Source organism: Mucilaginibacter sp. BGA-UO-ETr-C110 (assembly GCF_059567985.1).
Genome location: NZ_JCAQPB010000002.1, coordinates 2,717,712 through 2,735,894, shown reverse-complemented (window position 1 = coordinate 2,735,894; position 18,183 = coordinate 2,717,712). Strand labels below are relative to the sequence as shown.

Sequence of the window (18,183 nt, the reverse complement as noted above, 5' to 3'; positions counted from 1 at the left end):
ACTGTATTAATTGAGGTTTATTGAAGTTTCATTAAAGATTAATTTAAAAACAGTGCCATTATCTGGAGAACTCATCACCTCGATCCTCCCTCCCTGCGACTCTATTTGGGTTTTGACTAAGAATAAACCAACCCCATGAGCATCTTTTTGTTGGTGAAAGGTTTTATAAAGACCAAATATTTTCCCACCATATAACTCAAGATCTATTCCCTGGCCGTTATCCCGGCACTCCAACACCGTTTCATTTTGCTCATTCTTATATGTTTTTAAAATAATGTGCGGCTGTTTATTAGCCATTTTGTATTTGATGGCATTGGAGATCAGGTTTAAAAGAATGCTTTCCAGATAGATTGGTGGAAAATTCACACGACTAACCTCTAAATGCAATTCAACTTCAGTATTGCTGGTTGTTAATTCTAAAGCAATAACATCTAATACTTTTTTGATGAGCGTATTAAAATTGATAATTTCTGATTTGATCGTGCTTTCTTTTACTTTGATAGCTTCAGATAAATCATCCAGCGTTGCGTTTAATCCTTTTGAAACGTTATCTAATTTCTCGAAAAGTTCAGCATTTTCTGGATCCATGGTTTCTGTGTTAACCAGGGATGTCACTAAGGATATGTTATTTGCATGATTTCTGATGTTATGCGATAAAATATGTGTGAAGTTTTTAAGTTGCTGATTGCTTTGGGTAATTAATCCAATAGATTTATGAAGCGCCATTTCGGTGGATTTATACTGGTCAATATCAATAAAAACACCTCTCAGCTTTACTAATGCTCCTTTCTCGTCATACAAAGGTTCGCCTATTGATCTTACCCATATGGTATTTTTTTTAGCGTTTATCATCAATAGCTCTACATCCCATTTTAAACCTTTGGCCTGAGCCCTGGCCAAAGCATCTGCTAACATCTGCCGGTATGGTTCCAGAAAATAATTCATCATCTCATTTTTATCTATGGCAACGTCATAGGGGAGGCCATAAATATCAAATGCCGTTTTTGACCAGGTTATTTTATTCTGAATAACATCCAGCTCCCAGCCGCCTACCCGGCCTATTCTGCTTGCTTCCGATAATAGAAATTCGCTTGCTGCTAGTTTTTCTTCTATAACGCGTCTTTTGTTGATCTCGGCCTCCAGTTCTGTAACAGTTCTTAATGTAAACACCAACGGAAGGATCTTATAAAGGGCATATACCGTAAATATGGATACAATAGCAGTTATAAACCGGATCAAAGCACTTAAACGGTATGCTGGCCACCAGAATATAATAACATCTATTAAGTGGGTTAAACCGCATAAGAGTATAAATGTTATGAATAGCCAGAATACCTTATTAAAAGGGATGTCCTTTCTTTTGACAATAAGACGGATCAATAAAAAGGGGATGGCAAAATAAGCTGCCCAGATACTCGCATCAGATATGATGTACAACCAGCCATGAAAATCAGTCCAGTTTCCGCAATGCCAGCGCGGGGGCCAATCATTGGTATTGAGTATTGTGCTAAAAAAATCTTTGATTTGCTGAAAAGTACCGGTATTTAAATGATGAGGTTTTTCAACAACAGATGGGCAGGCTGTTGAATTGCAAACCGCATGGTTACTAAGGTTAGGGGTATTAGGAGCCATTACAAACGTGTTGTTTTGTTGATTTATGTCAATAATTATTAAAAGGGATCAACAAATATAAATTATTATAGGATAGTGATTTGTGAAAATATGTGCTGAAAGTAAAATGTCTCCAATAGTTTTGAAATAGCTGTTTTTTGTAATAAAAAAAATAATTATCGGCCTTTTATACGGGATATATACTTTGAAGTTACCATTGATGGTTTACAGGTACATTTAATATCCGCATCTTTGCTATCAAATAACACATCTACTATGAATCGCCTGGCCAATTCATCATCGCCTTATTTATTGCAACACGCCAACAACCCGGTTAACTGGTATCCCTGGGGAAAAGAGGCCCTGGATAAAGCCAAAGCCGAAAACAAACTGATCCTGGTGAGTATAGGTTATTCCGCCTGCCACTGGTGCCATGTGATGGAGCATGAAAGTTTTGAGGACGAAGCCGTGGCTGCCGTAATGAACGAATTTTTTGTTTGTATTAAGGTGGACAGGGAGGAGCGCCCGGATGTGGATCAGATCTATATGAGTGCCGTGCAATTGATGAGCGGTCGTGGAGGCTGGCCCCTGAATTGTATCTGCCTGCCCGATCAGCGGCCTATTTACGGAGGTACTTATTTCCGCAAGAACGATTGGACTTCTTTGCTTTTTAATCTGGCCGATTTTTACAAACAAAAACCCGAAGAGGCTGAAGAATATGCTGTACGCCTTACCGAAGGGATCCAAAATTATGAATCGGTACAGTTTGTTGAGGAGCAACCCGAATATACCAAAGCCGATCTGGAAGTGATCGGGGATAACTGGAAACGTTATTTTGATCAGTACGAAGGCGGCACCGGCAATGCGCCCAAATTCCCGATGCCTAACAACTGGCTGCTGCTGATGCGCTATGCCCACCTGATGAAGGATGACGCGGTAGCTGCACAGGTAAAACTTACGCTGCATAAAATGGCCTTCGGTGGTATTTATGATCACGTGGGTGGCGGTTTTGCCCGGTACTCGGTTGATGGCCGCTGGCATGTGCCCCATTTTGAAAAAATGCTGTATGATAATGCCCAGCTCATCACTCTATATTCGGAAGCTAACACCTGGAGTCCTGACCCGCTTTATGAACAGGTAGTAGAGGAGATCATCACCTTCTCGACACGGGAACTGGCTTCGCCCGAACTTGGTTTTTATTCAGCATTGGATGCCGACAGCGAAGGGGTGGAGGGCAAGTTCTATATTTTTACCAAAAAAGAAATTGAAGAGATCTTGGGCGTGGATGCTGCCGAACTGTTCTGTATTTACTACCATATTACCGACGATGGTAACTGGGAAGAGGAGCATTCCAACGTATTATTCCGCCGTGAAAGCGATGAGGAACTGGCCGAACAATTGGGTTTAAGGGTTGACGATCTGCTATCGGAGATCAAGGCATCCAGGAAGAACGTATTTGAAGCCCGCCGTCACCGCATCAGGCCGGGGCTTGATAACAAGATACTCGCTTCCTGGAACGGACTGATGTTAAAAGGTCTGTGTACGGCTTACCGGGCCTTTAACAATCCAAAATACCTGGAACTGGCGCTGCAGAATGCCGGGTTTATTTCGGCTAACTTGATAAGTCAAAATAGCAGGATCTCAAGGGTTTATAATGCCAATAAGACAGACGAAACTTCGGTGGCGTTTTTAGATGATTATGCCAATATTATTGATGGCCTCATAGCCCTATACGAAGTTACTTTTAATGAAGACTGGCTGCAACAGGCCAAAAAGCTAACAGATGTCGCTATCGAGCATTATTATGATGAAGTAAACGGCATCTTTTTTTACACTGCCGATGATGATGAACAGCTGATAGCCCGCAAATCTGAGATCATGGATGGGGTAACGCCAGCCAGTAATTCGGCCATGGCGCTTAACCTGAAAAAGTTAGGCTTGCTTTTTGATAACGAAGGCTATGCAGCGGTTTCGGCGCAGCTGTTACGCAATATTATGCCGCAATTGGCTAAATATGGTACAGCTTATTCTAACTGGACCTTATTATTACTGGACGAAGTGTTTGGTATTTATGAGATAGCGATAACAGGCAACGAAACCGAAACTGTGCGAAGGGAAATAGAAAATAATTACATCCCCAACAAAATAATCTTGGGTGGTAAAAAAGGAAGTTTACCTTTGTTGCAGGATAAGTTTGGTCAATCAACACAAATTTTTATTTGTAAAGATAAAACCTGCGGATTACCTGCTAATAACACGGCCGATGCTTTAAAACAATTAGAGGCCTGATTGCTTATTTAAAAAATACTTTACAATGAAGATTGAACCACAGCACGTAGTGTCATTAACTTACGATTTGTATGTTGACCAGGATGGAGCCGAAGTTTTAACCGAAAGCGCCACACAAGAACAACCATTAACCTTTTTATTTGGTGCCGGCCAGATGCTGCCCAAATTTGAAGAAAATTTAAGCACGCTGTCAACCGGCGATACTTATGAATTCAGGCTTACCGCAGCGGATGCTTACGGCGAATATGATGAAGAAGCCGTTGCCAATTTGCCTAAAGAAATGTTCCAGGGTCAGGAAATTCCTGAGATCGGCAGCATTTTGCCTTTACAGGATAACAATGGCAATCGCTTCCAGGCGCAGGTGGTATCAGTAGCAGAAGATGCTGTTATTGTCGACCTGAACCACCCGATGGCTGGCCAGGAACTGCACTTTAAAGGCAGCATCCTGAATGTACGTCCGGCTACTCCGGAAGAATTATCACACGGCCATGCACATGGTCCGGATGGTCACCACGCTCACTAATTTTATTAATATAAAATAGAAATTAAAAACGCCGGGCATTATGCCCGGCGTTTTTTTTGTTAAAATATGTCATTGCGAGCGTAGCGTGGCAATCTCGTAGTATACAGGGCCGCTTTACCTGGCGTATACCCGCTCTTGGCCGCGGGAGGGCCAGTTACTTTTCCTTGATGAAAAGTAACCAAGACCGAGCGTAGCGAGATAATGAGTACCAATAAAAAAACAAACAACAACGAATAAATCAAGTCAGCAGAAATGCTTCTTTGCCGCACAAGGCCTTTGCCCGGCAAACCGGACAGAACCACGGGCTGCAATTATTTTGCCCTACTTCGTTCCCACATCTCCCTGCGCTTCAGCAAAAACTTGCTATGCCCTTGCAACCGCACAAGCCAGCATCGTTCTGCCCGCTTTCGCCCGAAGCTTATCTGCTGACGAGGGAAGAAAGCCTTTGCACAACTACTTTTGTCATGCTGAACGGTTGAAGCATCTATTTTGCGATTGGTATTATCGAAGAAGATCCTTCGTTCCTCAGGATGACAAACTTTTTTAGTCTGTGGTGCGGTGATATCAGGCACTCCGAACGGAGTAGAGAAAAATCACTAATTCACTAATTGAATCACGGCAGTTCCAACCCTCCCTCATTATCTATCCAGCACCTGATCATGATGCGGCAGCCTATGGGATCACCGTTTACCGTGGCGGGTATAAATATTTTATCTTCTTCGTTGGGCATGTCGGTGCTCATGGTGAATACTTTGTGATAATTCAGTCCGCTAAACAAATGTACCTTAAAATCGGCCAGGCGGCCACCCGGGCTTACCAACAATTCAATAACGGCATAGGATGCGGTGCGACTGATACTCATCAGGGCCTCCGGTAATTTAAATACTTTGAGGTAGGGGATATAACCAAAATACCGGCCACCGGCTTTAACGGGTTTGGCGGTACGGTCAGAATCGGTTAATGCTTTATCTACAAAATACCGCAGATTTGAGGTGGTATCTTCGGGGGCTTCAAATAATAAAGTCTTTTTGGTGTAGTCGTAATTTTGGAGCAAGCGGCCCTGCGGATCATAAAAATGCCAGACACCTGTTTTCTTATCCTGATCAAAACTTCCGCTTGCCACGGCTATGTTTTTTTCGGTTACGGCCTGATAAATGCCCTGCCGGGTACTTTTATCGCTCTTGAGTACCGATATCCGTTCGGTTATCTGATCGGTAAGGCGATGTTTGCGAACCACCGTTTCCTGTGCAAAACCGGTGTTTAAATAAAAAAGCAGGGCGATAAATAAGGTTATAATTTTCAACGCAGTTCAATTTCGGTAAATATAAAACAGGTTTTACGTAATGTCAAAAACGCCCTTGCTTAAATTAGCCCCGGCCGCCTCTGCGTCCGCCACCACCACCGCCACCGCCATTTCTGCGACCACCGCCTCCACCACCGCCCGAAGGACGGCTGCCTTTGAACTTTTGCAATCGCAGGGTAAATGAAAGCATAAAATATCGGCCCAGCCGGTTGGTGCGGGTATCGATGATCTGGTTACCGGATACGGTACGGCTTACGCCCTTGTTTTCGTCGAACAAGTCGAAGGCCTGGAAACGTAGCGATGCGATGTGTTTGGCCAGAAACTGGTATTCGATGTAACTACTCAATAAGGTAGGATTGGCTTTTACCGTACTGCTGAAGCCATGGTTGATGGTTTGTGTTAGGTTATAGCCTACTACCCAGGCGTAAAAGAAATAGTTGCGACCGTCAAGGCCCAACGTCCAGGTGCTGGCATCGGTGTTTAGGGATGATGGCAGGCTGTAGCGGGTGGTGTTCACGCTGTAGTTAGCACTTAATTCGCTGTCCATAATGCTATCTATATCCACCCTAAGTTTTAAGCCCTGGTTCCATACCCAGTTTTTGCCCAGGTTGCGCTGATCTTCGATGAAAGATACATTGTTGCTGTAACCCGCACTGCCGTTTAATGATACGGTAAACTTGCGCTCGGCAAATGGTTTGGAGAAGGAATAGTTGCCGTTAACATTATAAAGACCGTTGGTGTTTAGATAACGGGTTTCCTGTATGGTGTTGTTGCGTTGACTGTCGGTACCTGTTGATCCTGTTGCGGTTGAAACAGGTGAGGTGTTGGTTACTATGGCATTCTGGGTTTCTGAAAACGACAGGTTGGTGAACAACGAATTACCGCTGGCGATATCAAACTGATTATAACGCAGGTTTAAGCTATTGGTAAATGATGGTTTAAGATCGGGGTTACCATACACCCGGTTCTGCGGGTTTGAATAATCGGGCTGGATCTGTAATTGTGTAAACGAAGGCTGACTATTAGAGCCACTGTAATTGATGGTGAAGGAATGATTACGCGAAAAATTATAGATGAACCTGGCCGTTGGTATTACATTAAAGGTATTGGTAGTAGTGCGGAAGTTGTGTGATTCGCCCTCCAGCGTTGAGGGCTGTACGGCCATGCCGATGGTATAATTATACTTGGCACCGATCCCGCGGATATTTAAACCGAACCGATTGGTGATAAACTGGTAATTGTAAATGGTGCTCAATGAATCGACAAAGGTTTGGCTTCCTGTTATAGGATCAACCCGGTAGTTATACCGGTTATTATCGGTGTTGGAATAACTGTAACCATAATTAGCTTCCAGGTAAGTTGTTTTGCCGATAGGTTCAATGTATGATAAATGTACGTTTGCCCGCCGCGAGTTGTTGTTGCTGTTGATTTGCTGAAAAAGCGGCGTCACCACCGTATCCTGCCGGGTAGTATACTGGTCGTTTAAACTCTGATCGCTTTGCGACAGGCTCAGGCCGGCACTTACGCTGAAATTACGACCCTTTTTATGAAATTTATGATTGTATAATACGTTGATGCTCCCGCTCTTGGAGGTAGCGTCGGTCAAAGCCAATTCGTTACCTGTAACCAGGGTGCCGTTACGTGTATTGCTGAAAGTGTCGGTACTGATGGTATTGGAGATGCCATATGAAAAACTGGGATTTACCTTGAGATAATTAGAAGTATCGATCTTGTACTCCATATTAAAATCAAAACGATGGTTTATGCCGTGATTTCTATCGTCACTGTTATCATTATTAATGAGCGTGCCTGATTGAAAGAGGTTTTGCTGTACGGTGGTGCTATTCTGGTCCTTGTCTTTATCGGCAAAGCTATAACTGCCGTAAACGGTGATCTTTTTACCCCAATCGTCGCGGTAATTGGTACCTACCGACCGGTTCGTAGTAATGCCGTTTGCCGTACTGATCTGCGAGCCGCCGCTGCCACCACCTCCACCACGACCAGCCCTGCCGCCACCTCCGCCTGCGCTACCGATATTAAACGAGTTAGTATTGGTGTTGTTAAGCGTGCCGATAAGAGCTATCTGCCGGGCATCCAAGAATGTATTGGCCGATAGGCGCGCCTGGTACCGGTCATCATTACCCACACCAACGCTGCCCTGGCCAAAGTTGCCCCGGCTTTTACCTTTCTGTATGGTAATGTTCAGGATCTTGTCGGGGTCGCCGGTTTTAATGCCGGTGAGGTTAGCCTGATCGCCATAATCATCAATTACCTGTATATTCTCCACAATGTCAGCAGGGAGGTTTTGGGTAGCGGTTTGCACATCCCCAGTAAAATAATCCTTGCCATTAACCCGCACCTTGCTTACCTGTTTACCGTGTGCCGTAACGTTTCCATCCTTATCTACACTTACACCGGGCAGTTTTTTAAGCAGATCCTCCACCGGTGAGCCCTCGCGTACTTTGTAGGCGCTTGCCTTGTACTCTACCGTATCTTCTTTAATGGTGATGGGATTAGCTTCGGCAACCACGTGCACCGTTTTCAAGAAGTTGGTTTGTACCTGAACTTTTATCGGATCGAGTTTGATGGGTTTGGTATCATTATCCATCACATAGCGGCGTATGAGGGTTTGATAGCCAATGCCGCTAACCGTTATTTTAAAGTTTTTTGAATTAACCGCCGGAAAGCTGAATGTGCCGCCCACGCCTGTCGCAGCCGTAAGACTATCTTTATCTGAAATTAGTTTTACATTAACACCGGGTACTGCGCCAACGCTGTCTATAACTGTACCGCTCACCTTACGGCTTTGCTGTGCAAGGGTTCGTGTTATAAACAGAGAGCAAATGAGGATGAGTAGTAGGTGTTTGGCCATAGTTCAGGTTTAAAATTGCTTTATTGACCATAAAGATTTAATTAAGTTTAATATATTAAACGTGTGTAATACTATTGTTGCAGAAATTGGCATTTTGATGCTTAAACTTGTAACGAACTTATAACAAAACGGATAACGCATGACAGCTCTGACCGATCAAGCCGATTACAAAACGGTAAGCTTTTCGCAAACTACTATCACCGAACTGATGATACCTTCCTACTCCAACTTCGGGGGGAAGATACACGGGGGCATTTTGCTGTCGCTGATGGATAAGGTGGCCTATGTATGCGCGGCCAAACACGCCGGTAATTATTGCGTAACGGCATCAATTGATACGGTTGATTTTTTGCAACCGGTAGAAGTTGGTGAACTGGTATCGCTCATGGCATCGGTTAACTATGTGGGTAAAACATCGCTGGTGGTTGGTATCCGGGTGATATCAGAAAATATCAAGAACAACTCCGTGATGCACACTAATACCAGTTACTTTACTATGGTAGCCAAGGATGATAACAACAAGCCGGTAAAAGTACCCGGCCTGATCCTGGAAAACCGCGAACAGGTGAGACGTTTTATTGAATCGCGCAGGCGTAAAGAGATCAAACAAAGCTATATGCAGGAAGTAGAGCAGATCCAGATGCCCGATAATTATGAACATTGCATCGCCATGCTTCTGGGGGAGCGCTGTTTGGTAGCGGGGGAATAGGGGGAAGTCAAAAGTCAAAAGGGCATTATGTTAAGTGGATTAAATCCTGAGAATCCTTCAATCGTGTTAAAAAATCAGCGGGATCAACGTAATCAAAAGCATCAACGGTAAGTTTTCTGACATTTATTTGACATTGGATGAAATAAAGTATCCGATTCGGAGTTTAAACTATAGGTATTAAGTATAATACCCTTTCGCTCTTCACGAATTAACCTGCATTAAATGGAAGGACTTAACCGTCACTAATCAATATACACCCATACTACTCCTACCAATTGTCTATCCCACTTACAACTCAAAGGAATATTCCGAAAAGGGTTTAAGTTTTAGCAGGGAATGGGCACAACATAATATATCTTTAGAAGATGACAATTCGGTGATATTATATCGCTACATTGTGACCGACTAATTATCCCCTTTAAACTATTTACTATTAACCCACGAACTTAATGGCTTTTTTAAACACGGTACTTGAACCGCCTTCGTACGGCTGGACGGATGAAAATGGAGATCTCTCGAAACCCTCTAACGGCAAAATTGTAAAAGAATTTTTTTTAAGACTCAATGTATTTAAAGACAAAAAGAACTGGCTGTCGTTTTTAAGCTGGTTTCTGGTGCTGGCTTTAGTGCCTTTTTTAGGTCTGTTTATATTTAAATATTTCAGTATTGTTGGTTTAATAGTGGCATTTGTGTACAGCATGATCATCATGGGTACGCATGGTACTATCTGGCATCACCGGTATTGTACGCATAGTGCTTATACCTTCACAAATAAATTCTGGCGCTTTTTTACCCAGAACCTTACACTGAAGATCATTCCTGAAGAGATCTACGCGGTATCGCACCATGTGCATCACGCGCTTTCTGACCAACCCGGCGATCCATACAATGCACAAGGTGGTTTTATGTATTGCTTTTTGGCTGATGTAAATCACCAGCCTATTGCCCGCAATATGGACGAGGCCTGCTATAAAAAATGTGTTAAGCTCATGAATCATGTAGGCGTTACACCAAATACCTACAAACAATATCAAAAATGGGGCACCATTGCTAACCCATACCGCACCGTTGTGGGTATTATATTAAACTGGGGTTTCTGGTTTGCTGCATTTTACCTGATGGGTGGTATGCCATTGGCTTGTGCCGTTTTTGGTTCGGCCGGTATCTGGGCCGTTGGTGTGCGTACCTTTAATTATGAAGGTCATGGTAAAGGCGAGGATAAACGTCGTGAAGGAACCGATTATAACCGCGAGGATATGTCCATCAATCAGCTGTGGCCGGGTTACGTTGCCGGCGAATGGCACAATAATCATCACCTGTTCCCAAACAGCGCCCGCTCTGGTTTTAAATCACATCAGCTTGATTTGGCCTGGTGTTACATTAAATTTTTAAGTTTGATAGGAGCAGTGAGTTCCTACCGCGATTCTAAGAAACAATTTCTGCTGGAGTACTGCACCGTGAAACCGGTTGTTGGGCCAATTGCCCAATACCCGCAAACGGCTAAAACTTTGCTCGTGGTCGAATAATATTAACCTATACTAAATAAAATTAAAATGGAGTGATAGCTTAGCTATCACTCCATTTTTTGTTAAAAACACACGCATAAAGAAATAAAGACAGGTAAGTAAAATATATGATACGGTTAAAATAGTACTATACTATTTACAAACGGATTTTATAACTTAGTGAGGCCAATTATATAGTGTAATATAAACACCCAAACCCATGCGTAGTAAAATACAATTTCTGTTTTTTTGCCTGCTCTGTTTTATTATTCTTCTTAACCAAAAAGCAATTGCCCAGGCTTCGTCCACAGGGATATTTGATGATCAAAGTGATGTAGGCACAGTAAAGCATAAAGGCAGCTTACAATATGACCCTAAATTACAGCAATATCACCTGGAAGGCTCAGGAGCTAATATATGGGCCACCAGCGATGCCTTTCATTTTGTGTGGAAGCGTATGAAAGGCGATTTTATATTACGCACCAATGCAACTTTTATAGGTAAAGGGGTAGAGGAGCATCGTAAAGTTGGTTTAATGATCCGCAGCACGCTCGATTCCAATTCCAAACATATTAACGCGGTTGTTCATGGCGATGGTTTAACATCCTTGCAGTACCGCAAAACGGTTGGCGGTATTACTGAAGAAAAAAAATCAAGCCTTACCGCTGCCAATGTGATCCAATTGGAGCGGAAAGGTAATACTTATACCATGTCGGTAGCTCGCAAAGGCGATATGTTTGTGACCGAAGAAGTAAGCGATCTTGACCTGGGCGACGAAGTTTATGTAGGCATATTTATCTGTTCGCACAATGCCAATGTAACCGAAAAAGCCATCTTTAATAATGTACGCATTGTAGTACCGGCCCCGCCAACGCTGGTGCCGTATAAACAATACCTGGGCAGCAGTATCGAATTGCTTGATCTGGCTACGCAAAACAGCACCGTTATTTATCAATCGCCAAAATCGTTACAGGCACCCAATTGGATGCACGATGGGCAATCGCTTATTTATAATAGCGAAGGATCTTTATACAAATTCAATCTCAAAACCGGGAAGCCGACTGTGTTGAATACGGCCCCGGCCAAAAATAACAATAATGATCATGTGCTGTCTTTCGATGGCAAAATGCTGGCTATAAGTAGCAACGATGGCGGTCCGTCAATTGGTTACACCGTACCGGTTACCGGTGGCGAAGCTAAAAGGGTATCCGCAGTAGGTGTTGGCGCAAGTTATATGCATGGCTGGTCGCCCAATGGTAAGTACATTGTATTTTGCGGCGAACGCAATAAGGAATTTGATGTATACCGCATCCCTTCGGGCGGTGGCAAAGAGGTAAGACTGACCACCAGTCCGGGTTTGGATGATGGTCCTGAGTACACACCCGACGGAAAATACATTTATTTTAATTCGGTACGCAGCGGACTGATGCAGGTTTGGCGCATGAAAGCCGATGGCAGCGAACAAACGCAGATCACCAGTGATGATTACAATAACTGGTTTCCGCACGTATCGCCCGATGGTAAATGGATCTGCTATATCACCTTCCTTAAAAACGAAGTAGAGCCCGGCGACCACCCTTTTTATAAGCATGTGTTCATCCGGGTAATGCCGGTTGGTGGCGGCCCTTCCAAAGTGGTGGCCTATTTGTATGGCGGGCAGGGTACCATCAATACCCCATCATGGTCGCCGGATAGTAAGCACATCGCGTTTGTAAGTAATTCGAACTGAAAGAGAGGCAAGAGATAAGAGTCAAGAATCAGGGAAAAGCCAAAAATGGAGATTTTAAAATGTGCGAAAATCACCTTTATGAAATAAAAATAATTAATTGAATTAAATGGAGCGAAATAACCCAATATGTAATTATCTTGTCTCTTGATTCTAATATCTTGATTCTTTTTTCAAATATGTAGCTATCTTGTCTCTTGATTCTTAACTCTTGATTCTAAGATTCCAAATTATAACCTTAATACATCATATCAATGCAAACCTCCCGCAGATCATTTTTAAAAACGAGCGCAGTAGCCTTAGCGGGCGCGGCTTTATTACCGGATCATTTACTGGCATCAGAAAAACGCCTGCAGCGTGTAGGTGTACAATTGTATAGCGTACGCGATGCCATGAAAGTTGATCCGAAAGGAACGCTAAAAAAACTGGCCGATGCCGGTTATCACCATGTAGAGCATGCCAACTATGTCGACCGTAAATTTTATGGTTTTACAGCTAAGGAGTTTAAAAAGATAATAACCGACCTGGAAATAAAAATGCCAAGCGGTCATACTGTAATGACGGCTCAGCATTGGGACGATGCGAAAAACGATTTTACCGATGCCTGGAAATATACGGTGGAGGATGCCGCTACTGTTGGTCAGCGTTATGTGATCAGCCCATGGTTGGATGAAAGCCTGCGCCACGATACCGACAAGTTAAAACGCTTTATGGAGCAGTTTAACAAATGCGGCGAGCTGTGCCAAAAATCATCCATGAAATTTGGGTACCATAACCACAATTTTGAGATCAGTACCAAAGTAGGGGATATCACCCTGTATGATTTTATTATTCAAAATACCGATCCTAATTTGGTTGCCCAGCAAATGGATATTGGCAATATGTTCAGCACTGGTGGCGTAGCGCTTGATTTTATCAACAAGTATCCGGGGCGTTTTGAATCATTACATGTAAAAGATGAGATCAAAGTTGCTCCAAGAAGTGACGGTGATGATACCGAAAGTACTGTACTGGGTCAGGGTGTACTGCCGGTTAAAGAAATTGTAAAAGCGGCAAGCAAAAAAGGAGGCACGGTTTTGTTTATCATTGAACAAGAGGCCTACCAGGGAAAAGATCCCGTTGATTGTGTAAAAATTGATTTACAAATCATGAAAAAATGGGGTTATTAATATTATTAAGGTAATTTCACCATACAATAAATTTCCAGACCGACTCTTTTTTTAGTGGTTAAAATTATTAAGTTTGAAAATCGTTTTATAAACCAAAGTTCATTTATTAAGCCCATACGCCTGTACCCGTTTTAAAGTACAGGTAGCTTAACTAAGAGCTGCTAAAACCATTTACCATATGCACAGGCGTATAGCTATAAAAAATTTAGCTTTAATTATTGGGGGCGCTGCTTTATTACCGTCATGTGTACATGAAAATAGTAAAGCATCAATCAAGCTGACTAATTTGAACATCAGCGCCGACCAGGAAAAGCTGATAGGTGATATGGCCGAAACCATCATCCCCAAAACCAGCACGCCCGGAGCTAAAGACCTGCAGCTGCATTTATTTGTGTTGAAAATGGTTGATGATTGCGCCACCAAAAAAGATCAGCAGGCTTTTATGACGGGTATGAGCCAATTTAATGACTATGTCCGAAAACGTTATAGTAACTCATTTAGCGATTGTACTGTAAAGCAACGCGAGCAGATACTGTTGGATATTGAAAAGGATAAAGACCCTAAAAGCACCACTTATCCTGCCGAATTGAAAACTTTTTATGGCGCGGTAAAAGGGCAAACGGTTAATGGGTACACCACATCAAAATATTTTATGACCAAACAAGTGGTATATGAATTGGTACCCGGCAGGTACAACGCGTTTTACCCCGTTAAGAAAAAACAAGCAGTATAACAATGGCCAATTTAAATGTTGATAGCGTAAAAGATCGCACTTTTGATGCTATCGTAATAGGTTCGGGAATGAGTGGGGGCTGGGCTGCTAAGGAGCTTACCGGGAAAGGGCTTAAAACCCTGATGCTGGAGCGTGGCCGTGATGTAAAGCACATTAAGGATTACCCCACAACCAATATGTATCCCTGGGAGTTTGAACACCGCGGCGAAATGCCCATGGCCGTTCAGGAAGCCAACCCCATTGTAAACCGTTGTTATGCCTTTCATGAAGACGCCGCCCACTTTTTTGTAAAAGATAAAGAACACCCTTATATACAGGATAAACCTTTCGACTGGATCCGTGGATACCAGGTGGGGGGTAAGTCATTACTTTGGGCCCGCCAAACCCAACGCTGGAGCGATTTTGATTTTGAAGGCCCAGCCCGCGATGGTTTCGCGGTCGACTGGCCCATCCGTTACCAGGATATCGCGCCGTGGTATAGTTATGTAGAGAAATTCGCGGGTATATCCGGCAATAAAGATGGTCTCCCCGAACTGCCCGACGGTGAATTTTTACCTGCTTTTCCACTTAATAGCGTGGAGCAGTATTTTAGTAAACATGTTAAAGGTAAATACGGCAGGCATGTGATCAGCGCCCGTTGCGCGCATTTGTCAAAACCCAACCAGATCCATTTAGATCAGGGCCGGGTACAATGCCAGGAACGTATTCTGTGTCAGCGAGGTTGCCCCTTTGGCGGATATTTCAGCGCTAACGCCTCAACCATACCCTGGGCATTAAAATCGGGCAATTTAACCTTAAGGCCTCATTCGGTGGTGGAATCTATCATTTATGATGATAAAAAAGGTAAGGCTACCGGTGTTCGTGTGGTGGATGCCAACACCAAGGAAACCATTGAATATTACGCTAAGATCATATTTGTGAACGCGGCGGCTATGAACACCAACCTGGTGTTGCTTAACTCAACCTCGCATCGTTTCCCAAATGGTTTGGGTAATGATAGTGGTGTATTGGGTAAATATGTGGCTTTCCACAATTATTCGGCACATATCAGCGCGCAATATGATGGCATGCTGGAGTGGACTACCGACGGTCGTAATCCGGCAGGTGGCGGTTATATCCCCAGGTTTAGGAACCTGCATAAGCAGGAAACCGACTTTTTACGCGGCTATGCTTCGGGTTTCAGCGCGTATAGATGGAAGCAGCAAAACTGGGATGGTGTAGGCAGCGACTTTAAAGATAACCTGGCTAAGGGTGAATTGAGCCCATGGCATGTAGGATCACACATGATGGGGGAAACCATACCCAAAGAAGCCAGCTATGTGAAACTGGATGATAAATTAAAAGACGAATGGGGTGTACCGTTATTGAAAATATCCATGGATTATGACGATAACGACGCCAAAATGAAGAAGGATTATATAGAGCAACTAACCGAAATGTTCACCAGCGCCGGTTTTACCAATATAAAAGCCGAAAGCGACAATCGTGCGCCTGGTTTGGATATTCATGAAATGGGTGGAGCACGCATGGGTAACGATCCTAAAACATCGGTATTAAATAAATGGAACCAGATGCACGCGGTTAATAATGTGTTTGTAACCGATGGAGCCAGCATGACATCAACCTCATGCCAAAACCCATCCTTAACTTACATGGCCTTTACCGCCCGCTCGGCAGACTATGCAGTTAATGAAATGAAAAAGGGGAATATATAGTTATATGATACGGCCTAAATTGTATTTATACTTTTTGGGTTGATGTTTTTTGAAACTTATTGATATATAATAGTTTGTGTTTTTTAGAGATACTTTAATTTTAAATTTTTAGTATATAAATAGGTAATGCAATTAGCTGATAGTTACTTAGAGCAATGGGAGCATGAGATCCCAAATACCAAAGCTAAACTGCTTAATTGTTATAAACCGATTATAGATTTCAATGTGTAAAAAAAACACAATGTAATATTTGTAAAATAATTTTTATTCATACATTTAGCAGGATAACCAAGTACAAAACAAATTCATTTTAACCGAATAAATATGTCTGCAAACACTTATGACGCTATAGTCATTGGCTCAGGAATTTCAGGCGGGTGGGCTGCCAAGGAACTAACAGAAAAGGGTTTAAAAACCATTATGCTGGAGCGTGGTCGTAACATCGAGCACATTAAGGATTATGTGAACGCTAACAAAGCGCCGTGGGAATTCCCGCATCGTGGCGGGCGTACAGAAAAAATGATTGAGGATTATCCCGTGCTGAAGCGTGATTATCCCTTGAACGAAACTAACCTGGATTATTGGGCAAGTGATAAAGACAGTCCTTATACGGAAGTAAAAAGATTTGACTGGTTCCGCGGTTATCACGTGGGTGGTCGCTCACTGATGTGGGGCAGGCAGTCATACCGCTGGGGCGATACTGATTTTGAAGCCAACCTGAAAGATGGCATTGCTGTGGATTGGCCTATCCGTTATAAGGATATCGCTCCATGGTACAGCTATGCTGAGAAATTTGCAGGCATATCTGGTAACAGGGATGGTTTAGCCATTTTACCCGATGGCGATTTTATGCCACCCATGGAATTGAATGTGGTTGAAAAAGATGTGGCCAAAAGATTAAAAGAATACTATAAAGAAGAAAGGGCTATGATCATTGGCCGTACAGCCAATATCACTGTGCCGCATAATAACCGCACCAATTGCCAGTATCGTAACAAATGCTGGTTAGGTTGTCCGTTCGGGGCTTATTTCAGCACACAATCGGCTACTTTGCCTGCGGCTATGGCTACCGGTAACTTAACCGTTCGCCCATGGTCAATCGTTACCAAGATCTTGTACGATAAGGATACCAAAAAAGCCAAAGGTGTAGAGGTATTGGATGCCGAAACTAACCAAACCTATGAATACTTTGCCAAAGTGGTATTCCTGAACGCTTCTACTATCAATTCTGCCTGGATCCTGATGAATTCAGCAAATGATGTTTGGGAAGGCGGTTTAGGCAGCAGCAGCGGCGAGTTGGGTCATAACCTGATGGATCACCACTTAAATGTTAATGCATGGGGTCATGTAGAAGGTTATGAGGATAAGTACTATTTCGGGCGCCGGGCAAATGGGTTTTACATTCCCCGTTTTGCTAATCTGGGCAACGATAAACGCGATTTTATACGTGGATTTGGTTACCAGGGTGGTGCAAGCCGCGAAGGATGGAGCCGCGATATTGCCGAATTGAGCATAGGCGGGGCCTTTAAAGATGCCTTAACCGAGCCAGGTTCATGGTCTGTTGGTATGGGTGGTTTTGGCGAAACACTGCCTTATCATGACAATAAAGTGTTCATCGATAAAACCAAGAAAGATAAATGGGGACTTCCGGTTATCGCTATTGACGCAGAGTTGAAAGACAATGAGAAAAAGATGCGTATCGCTATGGAAAGCGAAGGAAAAGCCATGCTGGAGGCCGCAGGTATTAAAAATGTACAAACGAGCAGCAAAAACCCATATCTGGGTCGTGGTATCCACGAAATGGGCACCGCTCGTATGGGCCATGATCCAAAAACATCCGTATTGAACAAGTGGAACCAGGTTTGGGATGCCAAAAACGTATTTGTTACCGATGGCTCTTTCATGACATCGGCAGCCTGTCAAAATCCATCACTTACTTATATGGCCATGACCGCCCGTGCAGCTAACTACGCGGTTGATGCCTTGAAGAAAAACGAGATCTAAATTAACCGGATATCCAAAATATAC

General features: G+C 43.2%; 12 protein-coding genes. 9 read left to right on the top strand and 3 right to left on the bottom strand.

The annotated features are described in order from the left end of the window. Positions 1 to 6: 6 nt before the first annotated feature. Positions 7 to 1,632: a sensor histidine kinase gene (locus AC57BQ_RS11975; protein ID WP_496406510.1), complete on the bottom strand. Its 1,626-nt coding sequence runs from the start codon at positions 1,630 to 1,632 to the stop codon at positions 7 to 9. Between the two features lie 255 nt (positions 1,633 to 1,887). Here AC57BQ_RS11975 and AC57BQ_RS11970 point away from each other — a divergent pair, with 255 nt between their 5' ends. Then, complete coding sequence (locus AC57BQ_RS11970; RefSeq protein ID WP_496406509.1) at positions 1,888 to 3,900, top strand: thioredoxin domain-containing protein; 2,013 nt, start codon at positions 1,888 to 1,890, stop codon at positions 3,898 to 3,900. Between the two features lie 25 nt (positions 3,901 to 3,925). Beyond that, positions 3,926 to 4,423 (top strand): FKBP-type peptidyl-prolyl cis-trans isomerase, encoded by a 498-nt coding sequence (locus AC57BQ_RS11965; RefSeq protein WP_496406508.1) that lies wholly within the window; start codon positions 3,926 to 3,928, stop codon positions 4,421 to 4,423. Between the two features lie 613 nt (positions 4,424 to 5,036). Here the strand turns inward: AC57BQ_RS11965 and AC57BQ_RS11960 are convergent. Further along, a complete protein-coding gene (locus tag AC57BQ_RS11960) occupies positions 5,037 to 5,726 on the bottom strand; it encodes a hypothetical protein (protein WP_496406507.1) in 690 nt (229 codons plus the stop codon). Between the two features lie 64 nt (positions 5,727 to 5,790). Next, a complete protein-coding gene (locus AC57BQ_RS11955; protein ID WP_496406506.1) occupies positions 5,791 to 8,598 on the bottom strand; it encodes an outer membrane beta-barrel protein in 2,808 nt (935 codons plus the stop codon). 139 nt (positions 8,599 to 8,737) lie between these two features. Between AC57BQ_RS11955 and AC57BQ_RS11950 the strand changes: the two genes are divergently transcribed. From AC57BQ_RS11950 to AC57BQ_RS11920, 7 genes are all read left to right on the top strand, one after another. After that, positions 8,738 to 9,307, top strand: coding sequence for an acyl-CoA thioesterase (locus AC57BQ_RS11950; protein ID WP_090468648.1), 570 nt, complete (start codon positions 8,738 to 8,740; stop codon positions 9,305 to 9,307). A 449-nt stretch (positions 9,308 to 9,756) separates the two neighbouring features. Continuing rightward, positions 9,757 to 10,833: a fatty acid desaturase gene (locus AC57BQ_RS11945; protein WP_496406505.1), complete on the top strand. Its 1,077-nt coding sequence runs from the start codon at positions 9,757 to 9,759 to the stop codon at positions 10,831 to 10,833. A 199-nt stretch (positions 10,834 to 11,032) separates the two neighbouring features. Next, complete coding sequence (locus tag AC57BQ_RS11940; protein WP_496406504.1) at positions 11,033 to 12,541, top strand: TolB family protein; 1,509 nt, start codon at positions 11,033 to 11,035, stop codon at positions 12,539 to 12,541. Positions 12,542 to 12,792: 251 nt separating this feature from the next. Beyond that, entirely contained in the window at positions 12,793 to 13,707 is a 915-nt protein-coding gene (locus AC57BQ_RS11935) for a sugar phosphate isomerase/epimerase family protein (protein ID WP_496406503.1), read from the top strand. 178 nt (positions 13,708 to 13,885) lie between these two features. After that, the gene (locus AC57BQ_RS11930) at positions 13,886 to 14,440 is read left to right on the top strand and encodes a gluconate 2-dehydrogenase subunit 3 family protein (RefSeq protein WP_496406502.1); all 555 of its coding nucleotides are present in this window, start codon (positions 13,886 to 13,888) and stop codon (positions 14,438 to 14,440) included. Positions 14,441 to 14,442: 2 nt separating this feature from the next. Beyond that, positions 14,443 to 16,155, top strand: a complete 1,713-nt coding sequence (locus AC57BQ_RS11925) for a GMC oxidoreductase (protein ID WP_496406501.1) — start codon at positions 14,443 to 14,445, stop codon at positions 16,153 to 16,155. A 324-nt stretch (positions 16,156 to 16,479) separates the two neighbouring features. After that, positions 16,480 to 18,159, top strand: a complete 1,680-nt coding sequence (locus tag AC57BQ_RS11920) for a GMC oxidoreductase (RefSeq protein ID WP_496406500.1) — start codon at positions 16,480 to 16,482, stop codon at positions 18,157 to 18,159. Positions 18,160 to 18,183 lie beyond the last annotated feature (24 nt).